The 21,203-nt window shown below is 67.1% G+C and carries 22 protein-coding genes; 10 read left to right on the forward strand and 12 right to left on the reverse strand.

Annotated elements, in window-relative coordinates; translation table 11 throughout:
* From OM977_RS01780 to OM977_RS01795, 4 genes are all read left to right on the forward strand, one after another.
* Positions 1-1,038, forward strand: a complete 1,038-nt coding sequence (locus OM977_RS01780) for a carbohydrate ABC transporter permease (RefSeq protein ID WP_264355853.1) — start codon at positions 1-3, stop codon at positions 1,036-1,038.
* Positions 1,035-1,922 carry a carbohydrate ABC transporter permease gene (locus OM977_RS01785; protein ID WP_264355854.1) on the forward strand — a complete coding sequence of 296 codons (888 nt, stop codon included), beginning with the start codon at positions 1,035-1,037 and terminating at the stop codon, positions 1,920-1,922. The genes OM977_RS01780 and OM977_RS01785 overlap by 4 nt, the downstream gene beginning before the upstream one ends.
* A gap of 10 nt (positions 1,923-1,932) precedes the next feature.
* Complete coding sequence (locus OM977_RS01790; protein WP_264355855.1) at positions 1,933-2,187, forward strand: hypothetical protein; 255 nt, start codon at positions 1,933-1,935, stop codon at positions 2,185-2,187.
* 93 nt (positions 2,188-2,280) lie between these two features.
* The gene (locus OM977_RS01795) at positions 2,281-3,339 is read left to right on the forward strand and encodes a LacI family DNA-binding transcriptional regulator (RefSeq protein ID WP_264355856.1); all 1,059 of its coding nucleotides are present in this window, start codon (positions 2,281-2,283) and stop codon (positions 3,337-3,339) included.
* Between the two features lie 59 nt (positions 3,340-3,398).
* On the opposite strand, the gene OM977_RS01800 is transcribed toward OM977_RS01795, so the two are convergent.
* Both OM977_RS01800 and OM977_RS01805 read right to left on the reverse strand, forming a co-directional pair.
* A complete protein-coding gene (locus OM977_RS01800) occupies positions 3,399-4,343 on the reverse strand; it encodes a hypothetical protein (RefSeq protein ID WP_264355857.1) in 945 nt (314 codons plus the stop codon).
* A 31-nt stretch (positions 4,344-4,374) separates the two neighbouring features.
* A complete protein-coding gene (locus OM977_RS01805; RefSeq protein ID WP_264355858.1) occupies positions 4,375-5,181 on the reverse strand; it encodes an exodeoxyribonuclease III in 807 nt (268 codons plus the stop codon).
* A 132-nt stretch (positions 5,182-5,313) separates the two neighbouring features.
* Between OM977_RS01805 and OM977_RS01810 the strand changes: the two genes are divergently transcribed.
* From OM977_RS01810 to OM977_RS01825, 4 genes are all read left to right on the forward strand, one after another.
* On the forward strand, positions 5,314-6,813 hold the full coding sequence (locus OM977_RS01810) for a CoA-acylating methylmalonate-semialdehyde dehydrogenase (protein WP_264355859.1): 1,500 nt from the start codon (positions 5,314-5,316) through the stop codon (positions 6,811-6,813).
* A complete protein-coding gene (locus OM977_RS01815; RefSeq protein ID WP_264355860.1) occupies positions 6,813-7,907 on the forward strand; it encodes an enoyl-CoA hydratase/isomerase family protein in 1,095 nt (364 codons plus the stop codon). Before OM977_RS01810 ends, OM977_RS01815 begins: the two co-directional genes overlap by 1 nt.
* Positions 7,908-8,012: 105 nt before the next feature.
* On the forward strand, positions 8,013-8,885 hold the full coding sequence (gene mmsB, locus OM977_RS01820; RefSeq protein ID WP_264357512.1) for a 3-hydroxyisobutyrate dehydrogenase: 873 nt from the start codon (positions 8,013-8,015) through the stop codon (positions 8,883-8,885).
* 48 nt (positions 8,886-8,933) lie between these two features.
* Positions 8,934-9,713, forward strand: a complete 780-nt coding sequence (locus OM977_RS01825) for an enoyl-CoA hydratase (protein WP_264355861.1) — start codon at positions 8,934-8,936, stop codon at positions 9,711-9,713.
* Positions 9,714-9,725: 12 nt separating this feature from the next.
* Here the strand turns inward: OM977_RS01825 and OM977_RS01830 are convergent, their stop codons facing one another.
* The 3 genes from OM977_RS01830 to OM977_RS01840 are packed head-to-tail and all read right to left on the reverse strand — an operon-like array spanning position 9,726 to position 12,454.
* Positions 9,726-10,154 (reverse strand): DUF1761 domain-containing protein, encoded by a 429-nt coding sequence (locus tag OM977_RS01830; RefSeq protein ID WP_264355862.1) that lies wholly within the window; start codon positions 10,152-10,154, stop codon positions 9,726-9,728.
* A gap of 9 nt (positions 10,155-10,163) precedes the next feature.
* Positions 10,164-10,670 carry a MarR family winged helix-turn-helix transcriptional regulator gene (locus tag OM977_RS01835; RefSeq protein WP_264355863.1) on the reverse strand — a complete coding sequence of 169 codons (507 nt, stop codon included), beginning with the start codon at positions 10,668-10,670 and terminating at the stop codon, positions 10,164-10,166.
* Positions 10,671-10,711: 41 nt separating this feature from the next.
* Positions 10,712-12,454 carry an AMP-binding protein gene (locus OM977_RS01840; RefSeq protein WP_264355864.1) on the reverse strand — a complete coding sequence of 581 codons (1,743 nt, stop codon included), beginning with the start codon at positions 12,452-12,454 and terminating at the stop codon, positions 10,712-10,714.
* Between the two features lie 293 nt (positions 12,455-12,747).
* Here OM977_RS01840 and OM977_RS01845 point away from each other — a divergent pair, with 293 nt between their 5' ends.
* The gene (locus OM977_RS01845; protein WP_264357513.1) at positions 12,748-13,881 is read left to right on the forward strand and encodes an acyl-CoA dehydrogenase family protein; all 1,134 of its coding nucleotides are present in this window, start codon (positions 12,748-12,750) and stop codon (positions 13,879-13,881) included.
* A 123-nt stretch (positions 13,882-14,004) separates the two neighbouring features.
* Here OM977_RS01845 and OM977_RS01850 read toward each other — a convergent pair whose 3' ends face one another.
* The 5 genes from OM977_RS01850 to OM977_RS01870 all read right to left on the reverse strand — a co-directional run bounded on the left by OM977_RS01850 (position 14,005) and on the right by OM977_RS01870 (position 19,034).
* Complete coding sequence (locus OM977_RS01850) at positions 14,005-14,208, reverse strand: cold-shock protein (RefSeq protein ID WP_013599688.1); 204 nt, start codon at positions 14,206-14,208, stop codon at positions 14,005-14,007.
* Positions 14,209-14,389: 181 nt separating this feature from the next.
* On the reverse strand, positions 14,390-17,149 hold the full coding sequence (locus tag OM977_RS01855; protein WP_264355865.1) for a PEP/pyruvate-binding domain-containing protein: 2,760 nt from the start codon (positions 17,147-17,149) through the stop codon (positions 14,390-14,392).
* A 9-nt stretch (positions 17,150-17,158) separates the two neighbouring features.
* A complete protein-coding gene (locus OM977_RS01860) occupies positions 17,159-17,476 on the reverse strand; it encodes a hypothetical protein (RefSeq protein WP_264355866.1) in 318 nt (105 codons plus the stop codon).
* Between the two features lie 174 nt (positions 17,477-17,650).
* Entirely contained in the window at positions 17,651-17,836 is a 186-nt protein-coding gene (locus tag OM977_RS01865; RefSeq protein WP_264355867.1) for a hypothetical protein, read from the reverse strand.
* Positions 17,837-17,978: 142 nt separating this feature from the next.
* Positions 17,979-19,034 (reverse strand): zinc-dependent alcohol dehydrogenase family protein, encoded by a 1,056-nt coding sequence (locus OM977_RS01870; RefSeq protein WP_264355868.1) that lies wholly within the window; start codon positions 19,032-19,034, stop codon positions 17,979-17,981.
* 164 nt (positions 19,035-19,198) lie between these two features.
* Here OM977_RS01870 and OM977_RS01875 point away from each other — a divergent pair, with 164 nt between their 5' ends.
* Positions 19,199-19,879 (forward strand): ankyrin repeat domain-containing protein, encoded by a 681-nt coding sequence (locus tag OM977_RS01875; RefSeq protein ID WP_264355869.1) that lies wholly within the window; start codon positions 19,199-19,201, stop codon positions 19,877-19,879.
* 87 nt (positions 19,880-19,966) lie between these two features.
* On the opposite strand, the gene OM977_RS01880 is transcribed toward OM977_RS01875, so the two are convergent.
* Entirely contained in the window at positions 19,967-20,236 is a 270-nt protein-coding gene (locus OM977_RS01880) for a thiolase C-terminal domain-containing protein (RefSeq protein WP_264355870.1), read from the reverse strand.
* 234 nt (positions 20,237-20,470) lie between these two features.
* Positions 20,471-21,181 carry a beta-ketoacyl synthase N-terminal-like domain-containing protein gene (locus OM977_RS01885; RefSeq protein ID WP_264357514.1) on the reverse strand — a complete coding sequence of 237 codons (711 nt, stop codon included), beginning with the start codon at positions 21,179-21,181 and terminating at the stop codon, positions 20,471-20,473.
* Between the last annotated feature and the right edge of the window lie 22 nt (positions 21,182-21,203).

Raw genomic sequence — 21,203 nt, forward strand, 5'->3', positions numbered from 1 at the left:
ATGGCAACCGAATTGGGCCCGACGCCGGTCAAGGAACCGGCGTCGGGCGGGACCCCGATCCACCACGCGCCCAAGGGCGTCGGGGAGGATAACCGCATTGCGAGCCAGGGCCGCTGGGCCTCATGGCTCCTAGCGCCGACGATCATCGCGCTCGCCATCGTGATCGTCTACCCGATCATCAGCGCCATCGTGATGTCGTTCCAGAAGGATGCCGGACTTGACCCTGTCACGGGTCTGTTCACCGCCGGCGGACCCGCAGGCGTGCAGAACTACGTTAACTGGATCGCCCAGCAGTGCGCCGCTCCCGGCGGCGGAACTGTCGCCTGCCCTCCCGGAACACTGGGCGCGCAGTTCTGGTCAGCGACCGCAACTACCTTTTTCTTCACCATTGTCACCGTGACGCTGGAGACAATTCTCGGTTTCTGGATGGCGCTCATCATGGCCCGGACCTTCAAGGGCCGTAGCCTTGTCCGAGCCGCCGTCCTGGTTCCCTGGGCTATCCCCACCGCCGTCACGGCCCAGCTCTGGCTGTTCATCTTCGCTTTCGAGGGCATCGCCAACAAACTGTTCAACACCACCATCTTGTGGACTGGCAGCGAGTGGCCGGCCAAGTGGGCGGTCATCATCGCCGACACCTGGAAGACGACGCCGTTCATGGCGCTGTTGATCCTTGCCGGCCTGCAGATGATTCCTGCCGAGGTCTACGAAGCGGCCAAGGTGGACGGCGCCTCTGCATGGCAGCGGTTCCGGATGATTACCCTGCCGCTGGTCAAGCCCGCGCTCATGGTCGCCGTCCTCTTCCGTACCCTGGATGCACTGCGCATGTTCGACCTTCCGTACATCTTGACGGAAGGTTCCAACAACACCACCACGCTTTCCATCCTGGTGATCAACCAGATCAGGCAAGGCTTCAATGCAGCCGCCGCCTTGTCCACCATCACGTTCATCATCATCTTTGTCGTGGCTTTCATCTTCGTCCGGTTCCTTGGAGCGAACGTAGTGGAGCAGCAGACCGGCGCAGGTAAGGGGAAGAAATGACCGCCGCGACCGAACTCCGGGCCAGGCAGGACCAAGGCCGGAAGGCAGCCCAAAACCGCGAGAAGTGGGCACAGGGGCGCACCTACATCAGTGCTGCCGTCATCCTGATCTGGTGCCTCGCACCGGCGTACTGGATGGTGGTCACCGCGTTCCGCAACGTGGGCTTTACCTACGACACGTCGATCCTGCCCACGCACGTAACGCTGGACAACTTCATCACTGCCTTCGATACCTCGTTCGGCAACAGGTTCGGCCAGGCGCTGCTGAACAGCGTGTTCATCGGTGTGACAGTCACGGTGATCTCACTGGTGATTGGCGTCTTCGCGGCCTACGCCTTGGCGCGGTTGAACTTCCGCTTCAAGTACCTGGTGCTGGGTTTCATTCTGGGAGCATCCATGTTCCCCGGCGTCGCCCTCATCACCCCGCTGTTCCAGCTGTTCACCAACATCGGCTGGATCGGCACCTACCAGGCGCTGATCATTCCCAACATTTCCTTCGTGCTCCCGCTGACGGTCTACACCATGACCTCGTTCTTCCGGGAAATGCCGTGGGAACTGGAGGAAGCGGCCCGCGTGGACGGCTGCACCCAGGGGCAGGCCTTCCGCAAGGTCATCATGCCGCTCGCGGCACCGGCCATCTTCACCACCGCAATCCTGGCCTTCATCTCGTCCTGGAATGAGTTCCTGATTGCCAGCCAGCTCTCCAACGATCAAACGCAGCCCGTGACGGTGGCAATTGCCAACTTTGCCGGGGCCCAGCCCCAGCAGATTCCGTACACCGCCATCATGGCTGCAGGAACCATCGTCACCATTCCGCTGGTGATCCTGGTGCTGGTCTTCCAGCGCAAGATCGTCGCGGGTCTGACCGCCGGCGCGGTCAAGTGACGGCAGAGCAATGAGCGGAAAGCCGAACCATGGCCTCGTGCGCAGCGAGCACCGTCGGGTGCGCTCGGGGGAGGACTTCGACATCATCATCGGACTCCTCGGGTTCTGGGCGCTGGTACTGCTGGCGGTCACCGTCTGGATGGAGGTGACCGCCCAGCCAGCCCTTGGCTGGGCGCTCGGCCTGCTCGCGGCAGTGCTCGCCCTGTACGGAATGATCCGGCTGCGCCGTCGGCTGCCCCAGAGGACCGCGACCCGGCGCAGCTGAGGCGCGATCGACAGTTGCCGTTGGGGAGAGGCTAGCGAAGGCAGCTCTGCGCGGGCCGCGAGGCCCGCGCAGACAGTGAACAAGGGAAACACGGTGGCACGGACAACAGACAGAGCGCAGCGCGGCGGCCATGCCGGCGTCAGTATCGAGGACGTCGCCGCCGCGGCCGGAGTTTCCACCGCCACAGTGTCCCGGGCCGTCCGGGGCTTGCCGAGGGTTTCCCCGGCCACCCGGGAAAAGATCCTGGTCATCGCGGAATCCCTGGGCTACGTGGCGTCGTCGTCCGCGTCGGGACTGGCCACCGGACGGACCCGGACCATCGGTGTGCTGGCGCCGTTCGTCAGCCGCTGGTTCTTCTCCAAGGCAATCGAGGGTGCGGACCGGGAACTGCACGCGCGCCAGTACAACCTCTCCCTGTTCAACCTCGGCGGCCACGGAAGCAACCGCGAGCGGCTCTTCAGCAAGACCATGGTGTACAAACAGATCGATGCGCTGCTGGTCCTTTGTATGGCCCTGTCGCATGAGGAGATTGAGCACCTCCAGAAGATCGACATCCCCCTCATTGTGGTGGGCGGCCACGTGGAGGAATGCCCCTACATCGGCATTGACGACTTTGCGGCCGCCGCAACGGCGGTGCGCCACCTCATTGGTCTCGGGCACAAGGACATTGCCTTGCTGCACGGCGACGACGAGACCGACCTGAACTTCGACGTTCCGCGGGTCCGGATCAAGGCATTCCAGGAAATGATGGCGGAAGCGCGGCTGGCTGTGCGTCCGGAGTGGGACGAGTGGGGCGACTTCACCGTCCGCAGCGGCCAGGACGCGTTTAACCGGCTCTGGGACCGCCCCGGCCCGAAGCCGACAGCAATCTTCTGCGCTTCCGACGAGATGGCCATGGGAGTGATCTTCGAGGCGAACCGCGTCGGGGTCCGGGTCCCGGAGGACTTGTCCGTGATCGGGATTGACGACCACGACTTCTCGGAAGCCATGGGACTTACGACGGTAGGGCAGCGCCCCGATGAACAGGCCGAACTGGGGACGAAAATGCTGCTGGACGAACTTGACGGGACGGCCGGAGCGGTCCGCTCCACCGTAGCGCCGCACCGGCTGATTGTCCGGCGGACGACGGCGCCGCCACGGTCCGGTTCCTAGCCCGCCCGGGAGGACGACGCCCCAGGGCTTACCGTAAGGCGTTCAGGGGCTGAACCCTGTCAGGAGGCGCGCGCCAGCTGGCGGATGGGGATCCAGCGTGAAGCCAGCCGGCGGTACGCCGCGGCCGCGCCGGTCATGTCGCCCTCGGCGAGGCATTCGATGCCCAGCCTTACATCAAGCGGCGAGTCATCCGGGTAGACCTTGTCCGCCACCGCACCGTAGTCGAGTTCCACCACCGACTCCGGGTGGAAGAGCTCCAGCCACTCGGTGAGCTGGATCAGGTCCTCGAGCATGTCCAGGTCCGGTGCGGCTACGGACAGATGAGCCACCGCATACCGGACCCGTTCCAACGCTTCGGCGATGGTGGCGCGGATCCGCACAGTGACGATGTGCCCCTCGGCTTCAACCACGTCCGTGGAGTCGGATTCCTGGAACAGGCAGAACCAGCTGAACGGGATTCCCCAGGTCGAGGCCCGGGTGTGCACGCGGCCCAGCCCCGCATGCGAGCGCACTTCGTCGATGCGTTCCTGGTGCTTGTCCCGCTGCTCCTCCGGGATCAGCAGCTGCGCCAACGGACCGTGGATGCCTTCCATCAGGGCGTTTGCCGCCAGCCCGGCGCGGAGCACCAGCTGGCTGGGGCAATACAAGAGCCGGTCCGGCGTGCCTGCGCCCATCGGCTCCGCGCCGGCGGGATCAGTGCCGGCAGGCTCTGCGGTGGTTCCGGACGGCGCTGCCGGGTGGTGCGCGTCGTTAGCGGGCGGCGCGGGGACAATGCGAACCAGATCTGTCCGTCCGGTTGGGAAGGGGTCTCCGCCGGCGCGGGTGATCCGTCCGAGGGAAGCAAGAAGCTCGGCGTTTTCCACCGCTGCGCGGGAATCCTTCCGGGCTCCGGACGTCCGGAGGGCATCCTGCTGCTCAGCCGGGAAGGCTTCCAGCGGCTCATAGATCCGCAGGGCGGACGTGAATGGCAGCCCGGCCTGGCCGCGGTAGAGGCTTCCCGTCATCGGCGCACAGCGCTCCCGTGGTCGGAAGTCATCAATCGCTCAGCTCGACGATGACCGGGGCGTGATCCGAGGCGCCCTTGCCTTTGCGCTCCTCGCGGTCAATCGCTGCGCCGGTGACGCGCGCGGCAAGGGCTGGGGAGGCCAGGACGAAGTCGATCCGCATGCCTTCCTTTTTCGGGAACCGCAGTTGCGTGTAGTCCCAGTAGGTGTAGACGCCGGGGCCGGGAGTGTGCGGACGCACGACGTCCTGGAACCCGGCGTCTTCGAAGGCGTGGAAGGCGGCCCGCTCGGGCGGGCTGACGTGCGTGAAGCCCCCGGTGCGGAAAAGGTCGATGTCCCAGACGTCGTCGTCCTGCGGGGCGATGTTCCAGTCGCCCATCAAAGCAATCTGCGATTCCGGGTCGCTCTTGACCAAGCCCTCGGCATGCATCCTCAGCTTGTCCAGCCAGTCCAGTTTGTAGGGCATGTGCTCGTCGTCGAGGGCGCGGCCGTTGGGCACGTAAAGGCTCCAAACCCGGATGCCGCCGCAGGTGGCACCAATGGCCCGAGCCTCCTGAACGGCGTCCTTGCCGCTCTTGCCGAAGACCGGCTGGTCGATGAAGGTCCGTTCGACGTCGGCAAGGCCCACCCGGGAAGCAATCGCGACGCCGTTCCACTGGCTCACGCCGTAGTGCGCCACCTCATAGCCCATGCTCTCGAAGAGCTCCCACGGGAAGTTGTCGTCCTTGCACTTGGTTTCTTGGATGGCCAGGACGTCACAGTCGGTGCGCTGAAGCCAAGCCTCCACGCGGTCGGCACGGGCACGGAGGGAGTTCACATTCCAGGTAGCAATCTTCACAGTCCCTAACTTACCGAACTTGGCTCCCTGGCGAAGCGGGGAAGGGTTCACGGCTCTCTGGAAATTAGTAGGAAGTCCGAGTATATTCAGCAGCAGAGATGATCTGGATCACATGCAAAGGAGCATTCCACCATGGTGCGCGAACTATCCCACTACATTGACGGCCAGCGCGTGGAGGGCACGTCCGGGCGCTTCAGCGACGTCTACGATCCCTGTACGGGCGAGGTCCAGGCCCGGCTGCCGCTCGCCAGCGCCGAGGAAGTGCGCAACGTGATTGCCAGCGCCGAGAAGGGCCAGCTCGAATGGGACGCGATGAACCCGCAACGGCGGGGGCGGATCCTGCTGAAGTTCGTCGATCTTGTCAACGAGAACATGGACGAACTCGCCACGCTGCTGTCCTCCGAGCACGGCAAGACCTTCCCCGACGCGAAGGGCGACATCCAGCGCGGCATCGAGGTGGTGGAGTTTGCTGCCGGCGCCCCGCACTTGCTCAAGGGCGAATTCTCGGACAGCGCCGGCGCCGGCATCGATGTGCACTCGATGCGCCAGCCCCTCGGCGTCGTCGCGGGCATCACGCCGTTCAACTTCCCGGCCATGATCCCGCTGTGGAAGTCCGGCCCGGCCCTCGCCGCCGGCAACTCCTTCATCCTCAAGCCCTCCGAACGAGACCCTTCCGTGCCGCTCCGCCTGGCCGAGCTGTTCACCGAGGCGGGCCTGCCCGACGGCGTCTTTAACGTGGTCAACGGGGACAAGGAAGCCGTGGATGCGCTGCTGGCGGATCCCCGGGTGCAGGCGATCGGCTTCGTCGGGTCCACCCCGATCGCCCAGTACATCTACGCCACGGCGGCCGCCAACGGAAAACGCGCCCAATGCTTCGGCGGCGCCAAGAACCACATGGTGATCATGCCGGACGCGGACCTGGACATGGCCGCGGATGCCCTCATCGGGGCGGGCTTCGGCTCCGCCGGCGAGCGGTGCATGGCGATTTCCGTGGCGGTGCCCGTCGGCCGGAAGACCGCCGACGCGCTGGTTGCCAAGCTGCAGGAGCGGATTGCGGACCTCAAGGTCGGACCGTCCCTCGCCGCGGACTCGGACTTCGGCCCGGTGGTGGCGCCCTCCGCCAAGGAGCGGATCGAAGGGTACATCGCCTCCGGCGTCGAGGAAGGCGCCAGCCTTGTGACCGACGGCCGCGGGCTCAAGGTCGAGGGCTATGACGGCGGCTTCTGGGTGGGCCCGACGCTCTTTGATAACGTCACGAAGGACATGAAGATCTACCGGGAAGAGATTTTCGGGCCGGTGCTGAGCGTGCTCCGCGCCGAAGACTACGACGAGGCGCTGAGGCTGTGCAGCGAGCACGAATTCGGCAACGGCGTGGCCATCTTCACCCGTGACGGCGACGCCGCCCGGGACTTCGCGAGCCGGGTCCAGGTGGGCATGGTGGGGATCAACGTCCCGATTCCCGTGCCGATTGCGTACTACACGTTCGGCGGCTGGAAGGCATCCGGCTTCGGCGACCTCAACCAGCACGGCGCCGACGCCTTCCGGTTCTACACGAAGACCAAGACCGTCACCACCCGGTGGCCCTCGGGCATCCGTTCCGGCAGCAGTTTCATCATGCCGGAAGGAAGCTGATGGCGGAGCAGGGCGTCCCGGAGGAGTCCGAGCCCGCCGCTGAGGTCCTGTTCGACCGGCGCGGGCACCTTGGCATCGTCACCCTGAACCGGCCCAAGGCCGTGAATGCGCTGACCGCGGGGATGGCCTCGGCCATGCTGAACCAGCTCACGCGGTGGGCCGACGACGACGCCGTCGCCGCGGTGCTGGTCCGCGGAGCCGGTGAGCGGGGTCTCTGCGCCGGCGGCGACATCGTGGCCATCTACCGGGACATGCTCGGCGGCGGGTCAGCCACGGCGGACTTCTGGGCGGAGGAGTACCGGCTGAACGCCCTCATCTCCGCCTACCCGAAGCCGTATGTGGCGTTCATGGACGGACTGGTGCTCGGCGGCGGCGTGGGGATCTCGGCGCACGGTTTGGTCCGGATCGTCACGCAACGCACCCGGATGGGCATGCCCGAGACCACGATCGGCTTCGCGCCCGACGTCGGCGGCACCCTGCTGCTGTGCCGCTCGCCGGGGGAGTCCGGCACGCACGCGGCGCTGACCGGCGCGCATTTGAGCGGCTCCGACGCGCTGTTCCTGGGGCTGGCGGACCACTTTGTGCCCTCCGGACGCCTGTCCGAACTGGCGGCCGCGCTGGAGACGGAGCCGCCGGAGGCCGCCGTCGGGCGCTTCACGGAGCACGCTCCGCCCGCGGCGCTGGCGGCGCAGAGCGGCTGGATTGACGCCTGCTACTCCAGTGACGACGCAGAGGAGATCCTGCGCCGGCTGCGCGCCTTCGGCGGCGATGCCGGAGCCGAGGCCGCCGAAGCGGCGGACACGATCGAGGCCAAGTCGCCGACCGCCGTGAAAGTCACGCTGGAATCCCTGCGCCGCGTCCGCGGGCTGAGCCTCGAGGAGGCTTTGGAGCAGGAGTACCGGGTGGGGCTGCGCTTCCTGGCCGGACCGGACTTCCGCGAAGGCATCAGGGCCCAGGTGGTGGACAAGGACCGCGCTCCGCGCTGGCAGCCGGCCACGCTCGCGGAGGTCAGCCGCGACGACGTCGAGGCCTACTTCGCGCCGCTGGGCGACCGTGAACTGCAGCTTTCTTCGAAGGAGAAGGACATTGTCTGACAAAGTTCAGCCCGGACCCCCCGGTCGGGGACGATACAGCCGGAGTCGGTGCAGTCCGGGATCGTGCCGGGCACTGGATCCATCGCGTTCCTCGGACTCGGCCATATGGGCGGGCCGATGGCCGTCAACCTGGTCAAGGCCGGCTACACGGTGACCGGGTTCGACGTCGTTCCCGCGGCACTGGACGCCGCCCGGGCGCATGGCATTCCAGCAGCGGACACCGCCGCAGATGCCGCCGCCGGAGCCGCCGTCGTGCTGACCATGCTGCCCAGCGGTCAACACCTCCTGGACGCCTACCGCGGCACCGGCGGGCAGCCCGGGCTGCTGCAGACGGCTGCCCCCGGCACGCTGTTCCTGGACTGTTCCACGATCAACGTGGACGAGGCACGCGAGGCTGCCGCACTGGCTCTCGCCGCAGGCCACCGCGCGGTGGACGCGCCGGTTTCCGGCGGCGTCGTGGGGGCCGAAGCGGGCACGCTGACGTTCATGGTCGGGGCGTTGCCGGCGGACTTCGAGGCGGTCAAGCCGATGCTGGAGGTGATGGGAAAGCGCGTGGTCCACTGCGGGGAGCACGGTGCGGGACAGGCTGCGAAGATCTGCAACAACCTGATCCTGGGCGTGTCCATGATCGCCGTCAGCGAGGCGTTCGTGCTCGGCGAGAAACTGGGGCTGACGCATCAGGCTTTGTTCGACGTCGCCTCTGCGGCCTCGGGACAATGCTGGGCGCTGACCACCAACTGCCCGGTACCGGGACCGGTGCCAACGAGCCCGGCCAACCGCGACTACCAGCCCGGATTTGCCGGCGCCCTGATGGCGAAGGACCTCAAGCTGGCGCTTAATGCCCTCGAAAGCACCGGCGTTGCCGCCCGGGTGGGACCCCTTGCCTCCGAAATTTACGATACTTTTGCCGCAGAAGGAGGTGCCGGACGGGACTTCTCCGGCATCATCACCGACATCCGGGACAAGTCCGCGCACTAGCGGGCCGGCACCCCGGTTTCGAATCCAGACCAACCATAGGGGACAAGCATGACGGAACAGTACGCAAACATCCTGGTGGAGCGCCGCGGCCGGGTGGGCCTGGTGACGCTCAACCGGCCCGAGGCCCTCAACGCGCTCAACAAGGCCACGATGGACGAACTCGTGGCCGCTGTGACGTCCATGGACACGGACCCCGGGGTGGGTGCGGTGGTGGTGACCGGCTCCGCAAAGGCCTTTGCCGCCGGGGCGGACATCAAGGAGATGCAGTCCAAGGGCTACATGGACATGTACGCGGCGGACTGGTTCCGCGGCTGGGAGGACTTCACGCGGCTCCGGATCCCCGTCGTGGCGGCGGTGTCCGGCTTCGCGCTGGGCGGGGGCTGTGAGCTCGCGATGATGTGCGACTTCATCATCGCCGGGGACAACGCCAAGTTCGGCCAGCCGGAAATCAACCTTGGGGTCCTGCCCGGCATGGGCGGATCGCAGCGCCTGACCCGCGCCGTGGGCAAGTCCAAGGCGATGGACATGATCCTGACCGGCCGCTTCATGGACGCGGAGGAAGCCGAGCGCTCCGGGCTGGTGTCCCGTGTGGTCCCGGCCGCGGACGTGGTCGAGGAGGCAGTGAAGGCCGCCGAGGTGATCGCCTCCAAGTCCAAGCCGGTGGCGATGGTGGCCAAGGAAGCCGTCAACGCGGCCTTCGAGACCGGGCTGGCCCAGGGTGTGCTGTTCGAGCGGCGCGTATTCCACTCGCTCTTCGCCACCGAGGACCAGAAGGAAGGCATGGCGGCCTTCAGCGAGAAACGCCAGCCGGAATTCAACCACCGCTAGGCAGGAGCGGGGTTACGCGGCGCTGATCCCGAAGAGGCCGATGATCAGCGCCATCACCAGCAGGGTCACCAGTTCATGGGCGCAGTTGAGGATGGTCAGGCCGGCCGGGCGGCCTTCGAAGGCGTCATGGGTGATGAACCGGGCGGCGGTGAACCCGGCCCAGAGGATCAGGGCCGTGATCAGCGTGTTGGCCAGGAAGTTTCCGCCATAGAAGTTCTGCGAGATGGCCGCGGAACCGGCAAGGACCCAGGCGCTGATGAAGCTGACCACCAGCGTGATCAGGATGGGCTTCACCGCATCCCTGGCTTCCCCGCTGGGCGTGACCTTGGCGACGCGCATCCAGTAGTTGCCGAACACCTTCGGCGTGTACCAGACGGACCCGACCACCATGCTGGACAAACTGGCCAGCAGGACGCCCCAGATGTTGATTTCCGGAATCATGTGTTCTCCTCAGTCGCTAAAATCGCCGGCGTTCCGGCGGAAATTTCCTAAAATCCGGATCAGCTCATCGACGTCCTGGTCCGCGAAGCCGGACCGGCCGAAGACCTCCGAGTTCAGCACCGCCGTCGCCCTTTTGGCCAGCGTCCGTCCTTCGGGCGTGAGCTCGATCAACGTGGTGCGTCCGTCGGTGGGGTGCGGTGAGCGGAGCACCAGCCCGGCCACCTGAAGCCGGTCGACGGCGTTGGTCACCGAGGTGGGATGGACCTGGAGAAGCGCGCTCGCCTTGTTCATCGGCAGCGCGCCGCTACGGGCGAAGCTCAGCAGGGCCAGCAGTTCATACCGGGCGAACGTCAGCCCGAACGGCTTGAGGGCACCCTCGATGCGGGCGAGCAGGATCTGCTGGGTACGCATGATGGCTGTGATGGCAGCCATTGGGGCGGCGACGTCGGACCAGCCGTGCCGTTCCCAGTTCAGCCGGGCATCGGCGATCGGATCACGCGGCAGCGGCGTTCCCACGGCTCCCCCTGGTTGTCGTCCCGATCGGCATGAGCTTCAGCCTAGCCTTTCAGCCCCGGGAAATCGGATTCGGAGTACTCGATGCCCAATCCGGGCGGAACCGCGCCGCCGCCGTGCCGGAGTTCCTCGCTGTGCCGGAGTTCCACGCGCCGGATCTTGCCAGAGATCGTCTTGGGCAGCTCCGTGAACTCGAGCCGGCGGATCCGCTTGAACGGCGCCAGATGGTCGCGGCAGTACCGCAGGATGTCCTCGGCCAATTCGGGGCCGGCCTGCTGCCCGGGAGCCAGAACCACAAAGGCCTTGGGCACCGACAGCTTGAGCGGGTCCGGCGACGGGACAACGGCGGCCTCCGCCACCGCAGGGTGCTCGATCAGGACACTCTCGAGTTCGAAGGGGGAGAGGCGGTAATCGGAGGACTTGAAGACGTCGTCGCCCCGGCCCACATAGGTGATGATGCCCCGCTCATCCCGGCTGGCCATGTCCCCCGTGTGGTAGTAGCCGCCGCGGAACGCCTCCGCCGTCTTTTCGGGATCGCCGTAGTACGCCTTCATGAGCCCCACGGGGCGGGGGTCGAGGCGCAGGCACAGCTCGCCGTCGTCGGCCTCTTCACCAGTGGCGGGGTCCACGAGCACGACGTCGTAGCCCGGCAGCGGCTTGCCCATGGCGCCAATTTTGATCGGCTGGCCCGGCGTGTTGGCGACCTGCACCGTGGATTCGGTCTGGCCGAAGCCGTCGCGGATGGTCTGGCCCCAGGCCCGGTGGACCTGGTCGATCACTTCGGCGTTGAGCGGCTCGCCGGCGGAGACCACCTTCAAAGGGGGGTTCTTCAGTTGCGTCAGGTCGGCCTGGATCAGCATGCGCCAGACGGTGGGCGGGGCGCAGAAACTCGTCACTGACTCGCGGTCCATCTGCTCCATGAGGGCCCCGGCGTCGAACCGCTCGTAGTTGTAGATGAACACGCAGGCCTCGGCAATCCAGGGAGTGAACACGTTGGACCATGCGTGCTTCGCCCACCCCGGCGAGGCCACGTTGAGGTGCACATCCCCTGGTTCCAGCCCGATCCAGAACATCGTGGACAAGTGGCCCACCGGGTAGGACGTGTGCGTGTGCTCAACCAGCTTGGCCTTGGAGGTTGTGCCCGAAGTGAAGTAGAGCAGCAGGGTCTCATCCGCGAGCGTGGGCGCGTCGGGAATGAAGTCGGACGGGGCGCGGTAGGCGTCCGCGTACTGCAGGGCGGCCGGCGCCGCCGCTTCCCTCGCCCCTGGTTTCTTACCCTCTGTGCCGACCTCAATCAGCGTGTAGCGGCCCGGGACCTCGGCGAACTTGCCGATGTTGGCGCTCCCGACGGCGGCCCAGTCCGCCTCGCCGCGGTCCACCCGGTCCTGCAGATCGGCGGGGCCCATCAGGGTGGTGGTGGGGATCAGGACAATGCCAAGCTTGATACCGGCCAGCATGAGCTCCCAGAGCTCCACCTGGTTGCCGAGCATGATGATCATCCGGTCACCGCGGCGTACTCCCTGGCTGCGCAGCCAGTTGGCCGCCTGGGCGGAACTGCGGGACAGCTCCGCGAAGCTGCGCCGGGTCGCGGTGCCGTCCTGTTCGACGATCACGAGGGCCGGCCGGCCGGCCTTGGCCGGATCCGCGGCGATCTGGTCGAACCAGTCGAGGGCGAAGTTGAATTCCTCGAACCGCGGCCATTGGAATTCCCTGTGCGCCGCCGAGTAGTCCTCCCGAAGGGCGAGCAGCCTGTCCCGCGCGGCGCGGAATTCCTCAGTGACGGTCATGGTGCACCTTTCGACGTCTTGTTGGCGCAGCCGTTCGTGGCCCGGCGCCGTTGCCGGGAACCGCCGTTTCCTAGTGATCCCCGTCACTGTGCAATATACTAGGACATCCAAGGGTTTGGAAGAGCCGTGGCTGCTGCGGAGCGGCCCACCACGAAGGGATTATGCCCGTGCAGCCACAAGGACGTGCCAGCGGAAAGGCGACACCCCCGGGGGGGACAGCGCTGAAGGGGACGGCGCCCCCGGGGGCGAAGCCAGAAGATGTGGCGTCACCGCCATTCCCGGACGCCGACTTGATGTATGTCGTGGACCTCCTGCCCGCGGAGGAACGCCTCCGGTACCAGGAGGTGCGGGACTTCCTGCAGTCCCGGGTCCGGGCGGCCTCGATCGACTACTGGAACCGTGAGGAGTTCCCGTTTGGTTTGCTGGCCGAGCTGGGAAAGTACGGTCTGGGCGGACTGCAGACGGACGGCACCTCCAAGCTGTTCAAGGGCTTGATGTACGTCGAGGTGGCGCGGGCAGATGTCTCGCTTTCGGCCCTGGTGGGCATCCACAACGAGCTGATTGTGGGAATGATCGACCAGCTCGGCTCGGAAGAACAGAAGGCGCGGTGGCTGCCGGGGCTCACCGCCTTCACGCAGCTCGGCGCCTTCGCGCTCACCGAGCCGGACCACGGCTCGGACATCGCCGGCGGCCTGGCCACCACCGCACGGCTGGAGGACGGCGAGTGGGTGATCAACGGTGCGAAGCGCTGGATCGGCGCCGGCACCATCGCGGACTTTGCTCTGGTCTGGGCCCGGGATGTCGCCGACCAGCAGATCAAGGGCTTCATCGTGGAGACTGACCGCCCCGGCTACACCGCCAAGAAGATTTCCAACAAAATCGGGCTCCGGATCATGCAGAATGCGGACATCGTGCTTGACGAGGTGCGGATCCCGGCGTCCAACCTGCTGCCCGGGGCCACGGACTTCTCCCGGGCCAACGAGCTGCTTCGCGATTCCCGCGCCTGGGTGGGCTGGCAGGCTGCCGGCATCCAGCTGGCCGCATTCGACGTCGCGCGGTCCTATTCGTTGGAGCGGAAACAGTTCGGCAGGGAGCTGGCGCGGTTCCAGCTCATCCAGCAGCAGCTCGCGGAAATCTTGGGCAACGCCACAGCCTCGCTTGCGCTGATGGCGCAGCTGGCCCGGATCCAGGAGGACGGCAAACTGGAGATGGTCCAGGCCGCGATGGCCAAGTCCACCACTACCCGGCTGGCCCGGGCGTCCGTGGCGATGGGCCGGTCCCTCCTGGGCGGCAACGGTATCAGCACCGACTACGAGATGGGCAAGCTCTTCGGCGATGCCGAAATCCTTTACACCTACGAGGGCAGCTACGAGATCAACTCCCTGATCGTGGCGCGGGCCGTGACCGGGAAATCGGCCTTCGTCTAAGCCGCCCAGGCTAGTGCCGGACGCGGATACGACAAACGCCCCTCGGAGGAATCCTCCGGAGGGGCGTTTGTGGTCTTGGGGAAAGCATGGCGGCCGGCTGGCCGGTGCTGCTATCCGAAGTACTTAGAGCGGGCGGATGTTCTCAGCCTGCGGGCCCTTCGGGCCCTGGGTGACGTCGAACTCGACCTTCTGGTTCTCATCCAGCGAGCGGTAGCCGCTGCTGGCGATTGCCGAGTAGTGGGCGAAAACGTCGGCCGACCCGTCATCCGGGGCAATGAAGCCAAAACCCTTTTCGGCGTTGAACCATTTAACTGTGCCTGTAGCCATGCCATATCCTTCTGAAACGCTGCTGATCTCCGGCGGCCCTGAGGCCAACGGCTGCGGAGACATTCGTCCGCTGTCCCAAACGTACGGGGCGCCGGGCTAGGGTGCAAGAGGCATGCGGGGCCATTTAGTTCCGTGAGCAGCCTTTAGCCGGGTCGCGGGGCCCTCAATTCACGCCCCTCGGTCACTGGTGGACGGTGCCGGCGGAGCCGTCCACGGTGACCATCTGCCCGGTGCGCAGCCGCGTGGTGGCGTCCGGGACGCCCACGACGGCGGGGATGCCGTACTCGCGGGCCACCACTGAGCCGTGCGAGATGACCCCGCCCATTTCCATGACCAAGGCGCCGGCCGTCAGGAACAGCGGGGTCCATCCCGGATCGGTGGAGGGCGCCACCAGGATTTCGCCGGGTTCCAAGTGTGCGCCCACCGGATCCAGAATCACCCTCACCTTTCCGGTGGCCGTGCCAGCCGAGGCAGGGGTTCCGGAGAGGCCGTCGGCTGGCGGGGACTTCGCCATTATGGCGACCTCGACGTCTGTTCCGTCGGACAGCAGGATCCGGGGGATGTGACGGCGACGCAGTTCCCGGTCGTAGAGCCGGCGGCGGTCCGCAACGATGCCCCAGAGGTCGGCGCCGCGCAGGCCGACCCGGACTTCATCGAAATCCAGGAAGAATACGTCGTCGGGCGCCGCGATGCTGCCGTTCCGTGCAAGTTCAGCGCCAATCCGACTGAGCTGCCGGTGCATTTCGGCCAGCACCTTCACCACGTGGAACTTGGGCAACTCGCGCAGACCCGACAGCTCGCGGACCCGGCGCAGGGCCAGCGCCAGGAGCCGTGCCCGCCAGCGGCTGCGGGCGGCGGCCCGCTCAACAAGGGTGCGGATCCGGGCTTCGGCGTCTTCTGCGGCCCGGGCGAACTGCCGGTCCGGTGCCTGTTCCGGGTCTTCTACCCGCAGGTAGTTCGAGATCATGCCCAGAATATGGTCCGGTTCCTCGGCCCACCGCGGCATGCCGAGGTCGATTTCCGCCACGGCGCGGTGGCCGTAGCGTGCCAGGAAACGGCGCACCCCGGTCTGTGCCGCCGGGGGCAGGGCGCCGGCGCGGAAGCTGGCCGCGAGTTCGTTGGGGCGCCGCCCGAGAAACGCCTCGCGGGAGGCCGGATCAGTGCTGAGGGCGCGCGCGAGGTCCCAGAGTTCCAAGTCCATCTCAGTGGTTACGTTGTGGGGCAGTCCCCTCAGGACCGCTTCCAGCTCCCGGGGCGGGGCTATGCCGCGCAGCAGTCTCCGGGCCAAGGCCAGCATGATGTAGCCGGTGGCAGGAGCGGGAAGCGTGGCCTGAATCAGCCCGTTGACCGCCCGGTCCATCAGGTGCTGGGCGTGGTCGAGCCGCTGGAAAGCGGTGGCAGGTTCGGGCGCTGCCAGTCCGGCTTCGAGCCGCTTTCCGTAGGCCTTCGCCCGGCGCAGCTCCGCCTCGGGTCGGACTGCGGCCCGCACGAGCCCCGGTCCCAGTTTGAGGATCAGCCCGACGGCGGCGGTCGGCTCCGCACTCCGGGACCGCTCCGCGCTCCGGGACAGTTTCTGGCGGCCGGACCGTTCCCCTTTGGCCGCGAACTTTCTGGCAGGCTTTACCACCCGGAATCTCGGGTCTTCCAGCAGCGAGGGAATAACAGCCGCGGACCTGCCGTCCGCGAGCGGCAGGACTTGCCGAAGGTAGCGGCGGCCGAGCTTGCTGCGCATAGCCGGCGTCAGGTCCACGAACATGCGCAGCCCCGGACTGAAGTATGTCCAAGGCCCGTTCCGGTTTCCCACGCGGCCCAGGACCGCGAGCCCCATCGGCGTGAGCGGGCGGGTGAGCCCCTGGAGCAAGCTTCCGCACAAGTACACGCGGGTCCCGCCGGCAGACTCGGCAGCCAATCCCGCCCGTTCGCCGGCTGACGGGTCCTCCAGTGGGTACAGCGTGGTGATTGGCCGCGACTGGGTCAGCCAAACCCGGCCGGCAGGATCAATTACCCACTCCGCATCCTGCGGGCTTCCGAACAGGCGCTGGACGCGGTCACCCAAGGACGTAAGCTCACTCAGCTGGACGCCGCTGAGGCTTGGTGGACTGCCGCGCTCCGGTCCGCCGGGCGTGCAGTGCAGAACCCACGCCGTGGCTGTATCCAGCACGAAATGGTCCGGATTGACCGTTCCGGAGACGACGGCCTGCCCCGCGCCCGGGCTGGCGTCGATGACCGTCTCGGTCCGTGTGCCGGTGACCGGGTTGGCCGTGAACAGCACGCCCGCGGTGGCGGCGTCGATCTGCCGTTGGACGACGACGGCGAGGCCGACGTCGCGATGGCTGACCCCGTTGGCGGACCGGTAGGCGACGGCCCGCTCGCTCCAGAGGGACGCCCAGCACAGCCTGACGGCGTCGATCACTGCATCGGCGCCCTCAACGCCCAGATACGTGTCCTGCTGGCCGGCGAAACTGGCGAACGGCAGGTCTTCGGCCGTTGCTGAAGACCGTACAGCGACGGCCGGCTCCTCGTCCGGGAGGTCGCCCAGTGTGGCGTAGGCCGTGCGGAGGGCGGCCTCCACGTCGGGCGGGACCGGAGAAGATCCGATCAGTTCCCGCGCCCGCCGCGCCCCCTCGTTTTGCACCGGCTGGTCCTGTAGCGGCTCAGGTTGTGCGCGGTCGCCGCGTCCGGGGCCTGCGGCCGCCGCATCGAGCTGCGCCGCCAAGTCCGCCAATCCGGCCGGAACCACCCGGTCGTAGGCCTCCGTCGTCAAGCAAAATCCGGACGGCACCCGGAAGCCGGCAGCCAGGAGCTTGCCGAGGTTCAGCGCTTTAGCACCCACCAACCGCAACTCCGCCGAGCCGGCCTCTTTGAGGTCGATCACGAGGGGCGCAGCTGCCGCGTCTTCCGCCGCGGAACTGGCCGGGGGAGTCCGGCCGGCAGCAACCATGCTTCGCTCCTACGAATTGTCCGCCGCTTCGGCGGTGTCCTCCCACATCACGTCCAGATTGCGGAACACGGGAGGACCATCGCAGAGGGCAGCCATCCTGGCGGCGAACTCGGACGTTTCCGGACGGTTGGAATTTTCCATGGCCGACTCGTAGGACTCGAACTCCACGATTGTCAGATAGGTCCCGGGCTGGTCCCGGTCTGCGGTGGCCCAGATGCGACGGAACGTCGGGGCGGTGCTTCCTTCAGTCCGGGACGGCCGGCCAAGTTCCTCAATCTCCTCGATGCGCGAGGTCTTGAATTCAATGATCTGCACAAACCTGGCCATGACGGCTCCTTAACGGCGGCGGATTCTGATGCGCATCAGGCTAGACCTCCGCACGGGGCAGTGCAATAGAGCCAGCCGAAGCCGCCCGGCAACGCAGCAGGCCCCGGAATATCCGGGGCCTGCTGCTTGCGTTGTTCCGGCCAACGCCGGGGTTCCCTGCGGAATGGGAGGGCGCTAGCGCCGCTTCAGCATCCCCATTATCCGGCGGGTAATCCCGTCGGCGATTCCGCCGCCGGCCGTGCCCGGCGCGCGTCCCGCGGGGGCGTTGTAGCGGCCTGCGCTCGGTGCGCGTCCGGCGGTGCCCCTGGTCCTGCCCGCGTATCGTCCAGCGGCATTCTTGATCATGTTGCCCAAGTTCATTTGAAACTCCTTAACTTAGCAATCAGCCAACCAGAATTAGTAAGGTCACTTATCAGTGTACCCATCCGGGCGGCCTGGCGCCATGGTGCGCGGCGGCAGCCGCCGTCGAACTCCGTCAGCCTTCGCCGTCGAACTCCGTCAGCTAAGGGGTCAGCAGCACTTTGATGGCCCGCCGTTCGTCCATCGCCCGGTAAGCCTCGGGTGCCTCCTCCAGCGGCATAACGACGTCGAAGACCCGACCTGGATTGATGGTGCCGTCGAGTACATCCGCCAGAAGCTCCGGGATATAGGTCCGGGCCGGAGCCATCCCGCCGGCTATCGAGATATTCGTGTCGAAGAGGTAGCGGAGCGGGGCTTCGGCGCCACCGGTCGGGACGCCGACGAAGCCCAGGGCGCCGCCGGGGCGGACGCTGTGGAGGGCTTGCTCCATGGATTCCTTGGTGCCGACGCACTCGAGTACGGAGTCGGCCAGCACTCCGCCGAGGAGCTCGCGCACCCTGGCAACACCGTCTTCGCCACGCTCGGCCACGACGTCGGTGGCCCCGAACTCCCGCGCAATGGCCTGGCGGTCGGCGTGCCGGGACATGGCGATGACACGTTCGGCCCCAAGCCTTTTGGCCGCCAGCACGCCGCACAGTCCGACGGCGCCGTCCCCCACCACGACGACGGTCCGGCCGGGCCCCACCTTCGCGGCGAGGGCCGCATGGTGGCCGGTGGCCATCACATCGGACAGGGTCAGCAGGCTATTCCGGAGCGCGTCGTCCGGCTCCCTGATGCCGGGTACTTTGACCAGGGTGGAGTCGGCCAGCGGAACGCGGACCGCCTGTCCCTGACCGCCGTCGATGGCGAGACCGGAAGCGTCCTTGCCGCCCCAACCGGCCAGGTAGTCGCACGCAACGGTGACACCGTTGAGGCACTGCGGGCAGGCGCCGCAACTGACGACGAACGGGGCGATCACGAGGTCACCGACCGTCAGGCTGGTAATCGCGTCGCCGGTGGATTCCACGGTGCCGATGAACTCGTGCCCGATAGCCGAGGGCCTCCGGATGGGCTTGACGCCGCGGTACGGCCACAGGTCCGAGCCGCAGACGCAGGACGCGGTCACTTTGACGATGACGTCGGTGGGCAGCTGGATCGTGGGGTAGTCCCGGTCTTCGACCCGGATGTCACCGGGGCCGTGGATGATCGTGGCGCGCATGGCGGCTCCTGGAGTTGCGAGGCTGGATTTCCTCCGAGTCTAGCCCCCGGGTTTTGGGGCCACGTAGGCTCGGAGTATGAATTCTCCCGCGGGTCCGGGCCTTCGGCCGGGCGTGCGATGGCCGACCGCCAGGTGGGCCTCGACCGTCGGCTGGGCCGCTCTGGTTGCCGTCCTCGCCGGCTGCAGCGGGGGCGACGGCGTCCCAGCGCCGGTCACGTCGCCGTCAGCAGTCCAGGTGTCGCCGGGCAGCCCGTCGGCGCTTCCCCGGCGTTCCCGTCCGCGGTACCGGAACCGGTGCCGCCGTCGGCCGCAACCCCGCCCTCGCCCCGCTTCCGCCGCAGGTCCAGCGGGAGCTTGACCAGCGCCTGGTGGCGGCTGTCAAGGCCAACGACCCGGCGCTCGCGGCAGAGCTGATCCGGTCCGGAGCCGATGTCAACGCCAAAGATGCCATCCAGGATTCGGCGTTCCTGTATGCCGGGGCGGAGGGATTCAACGAGATCCTGCTGCTGACGCTCGCGAACGGCGCCGACGTGGCCAGCACCAACCGGTTCGGCGGCACGGCCCTGATTCCGGCGAGCGAGCACGGCCACGTGGAAACAGTCCGCATTCTCATCGCCGCCGGCGTTCCGGTGAACCACGTCAACAATCTCGGCTGGACGGCGATGCAGGAGGCAATCCTCCTGAATAACGGAGGTCCCCGGCAGCAGGAAGTGGTCCGGCAACTTCTCGCCGCCGGCGCCGACCCGAACATCCGTGACCCTCAGGGGCGCACCGCACTGCAGAATGCCGAGCGGCTGGGATTCAGCGCCATCGCGGCCCTGATCCGGGGCGTTACGCAGAAATAGCCCAGCTTTTGGCCATGTTCACCGCTGCCCGTCCGGGAGCTGGCGGTGCAGGGCACCAAAGCTGGGCTATTTCCGCCAGCTCCGAAGCTAGACGGCCTCGAGCACGCTGACGTAGTTGGCGATGCCCACGCCGCCCATGTTCTGGACGGCGGCGCGTCGGGCAGAGCCGAGCTGCATGTCGCCGGCGGTGCCGCTGAGCTGCATCGCCGCGATGACATGCTGGGAGACGCCGGTGGCGCCGACCGGGTGGCCCTTGGCCTTGAGCCCGCCGGAGACGTTGACCGGAAGCTTGCCGTCCTTGAAGACCCAGCCTTCCTGCAGGGCGCGGGCGCCCTGGCCGGGTTCGGTCAGCCCCATGGCCTCATACATCAGCAGTTCGGCGATGGTCTAGCCCCCGTGCACCTCAGCGAAGTCCAGGTCCTCCAGCCCGACGCCGGCCATCGCCAGCGCCCGCTGCCACCGACGCGCGCGCGCGTCGCGGCGAGGTTGCCGGCTCGGGGTGGCGTTCGGCCGGGAAGAAATCGTTCGCCTGGCCGAAACCGGCGAGCCGGACCGGGGCGGTGGCCCCGGCGGTGGGGGCGAGGCTCAGCACTACGGCGGCGGCGCCGTCGGAGGCGAGCAGTCGGTGCAAAGGAGCGGATCGGCCAACATGGGGTTCTTGTCCGAGACGGTCCGGCAGAATTCCTCGCCGAGGGTCCTTGCGGAGCTGGGCGTAGGGGTTGTCCACGCCGTTGCGGTGGTTCTTCGCCGCGATGGTGCCCAGGACGTCTCCAAGCTTCCTGAACCTGATTGTCCGGAACCGTCGCCGTAACGCTTCTCGTAGTGCTTGGCGACCTCGGCGAACAGCCCGGTAAAGCCCGTGGTCGAGGCCTTGCCCGCCATGTCGTAGTCGGTTCCCAGCAGGGCCGCACCAACGACGTCGGCTCCTGCGTGGGTCATCTTCTCGGCACCAATTACGAGGACGGTCTTGGCGGTGCCGGCCAGCAGGGACTTGGTGCCCTGCTGGAAGGCCGCCGATCCGGAGGCGCAGGCGTTCTCGACCCGGGTGGACGGGACGTGCGCCAGCTGCTCGGAGACCTGCAGCGCCAGCGAGGACGGGAAGGCCAGCGGCATCATGCCGGAGTTGAACTGGCCGAGGTAGATCTCGTCGATCTGCCCGGGCTCGATCCCGGCGTTGCCGATCGCCTCGGTGGCGACCTGGACGATCAGCGATTCCAGGGTCTCTTCCGTCAGCTTGCCGAAGCGGCTGTGTCCCCAGCCGGTGAGCAGGACATCCTTGCCGAACTGTTCGCGCAGGCTCATGCCGGTGCTCCCCTCGAGCTCG

It is taken from the genome of Pseudarthrobacter sp. MM222, assembly GCF_947090775.1.
GTDB lineage: Bacteria > Actinomycetota > Actinomycetes > Actinomycetales > Micrococcaceae > Arthrobacter.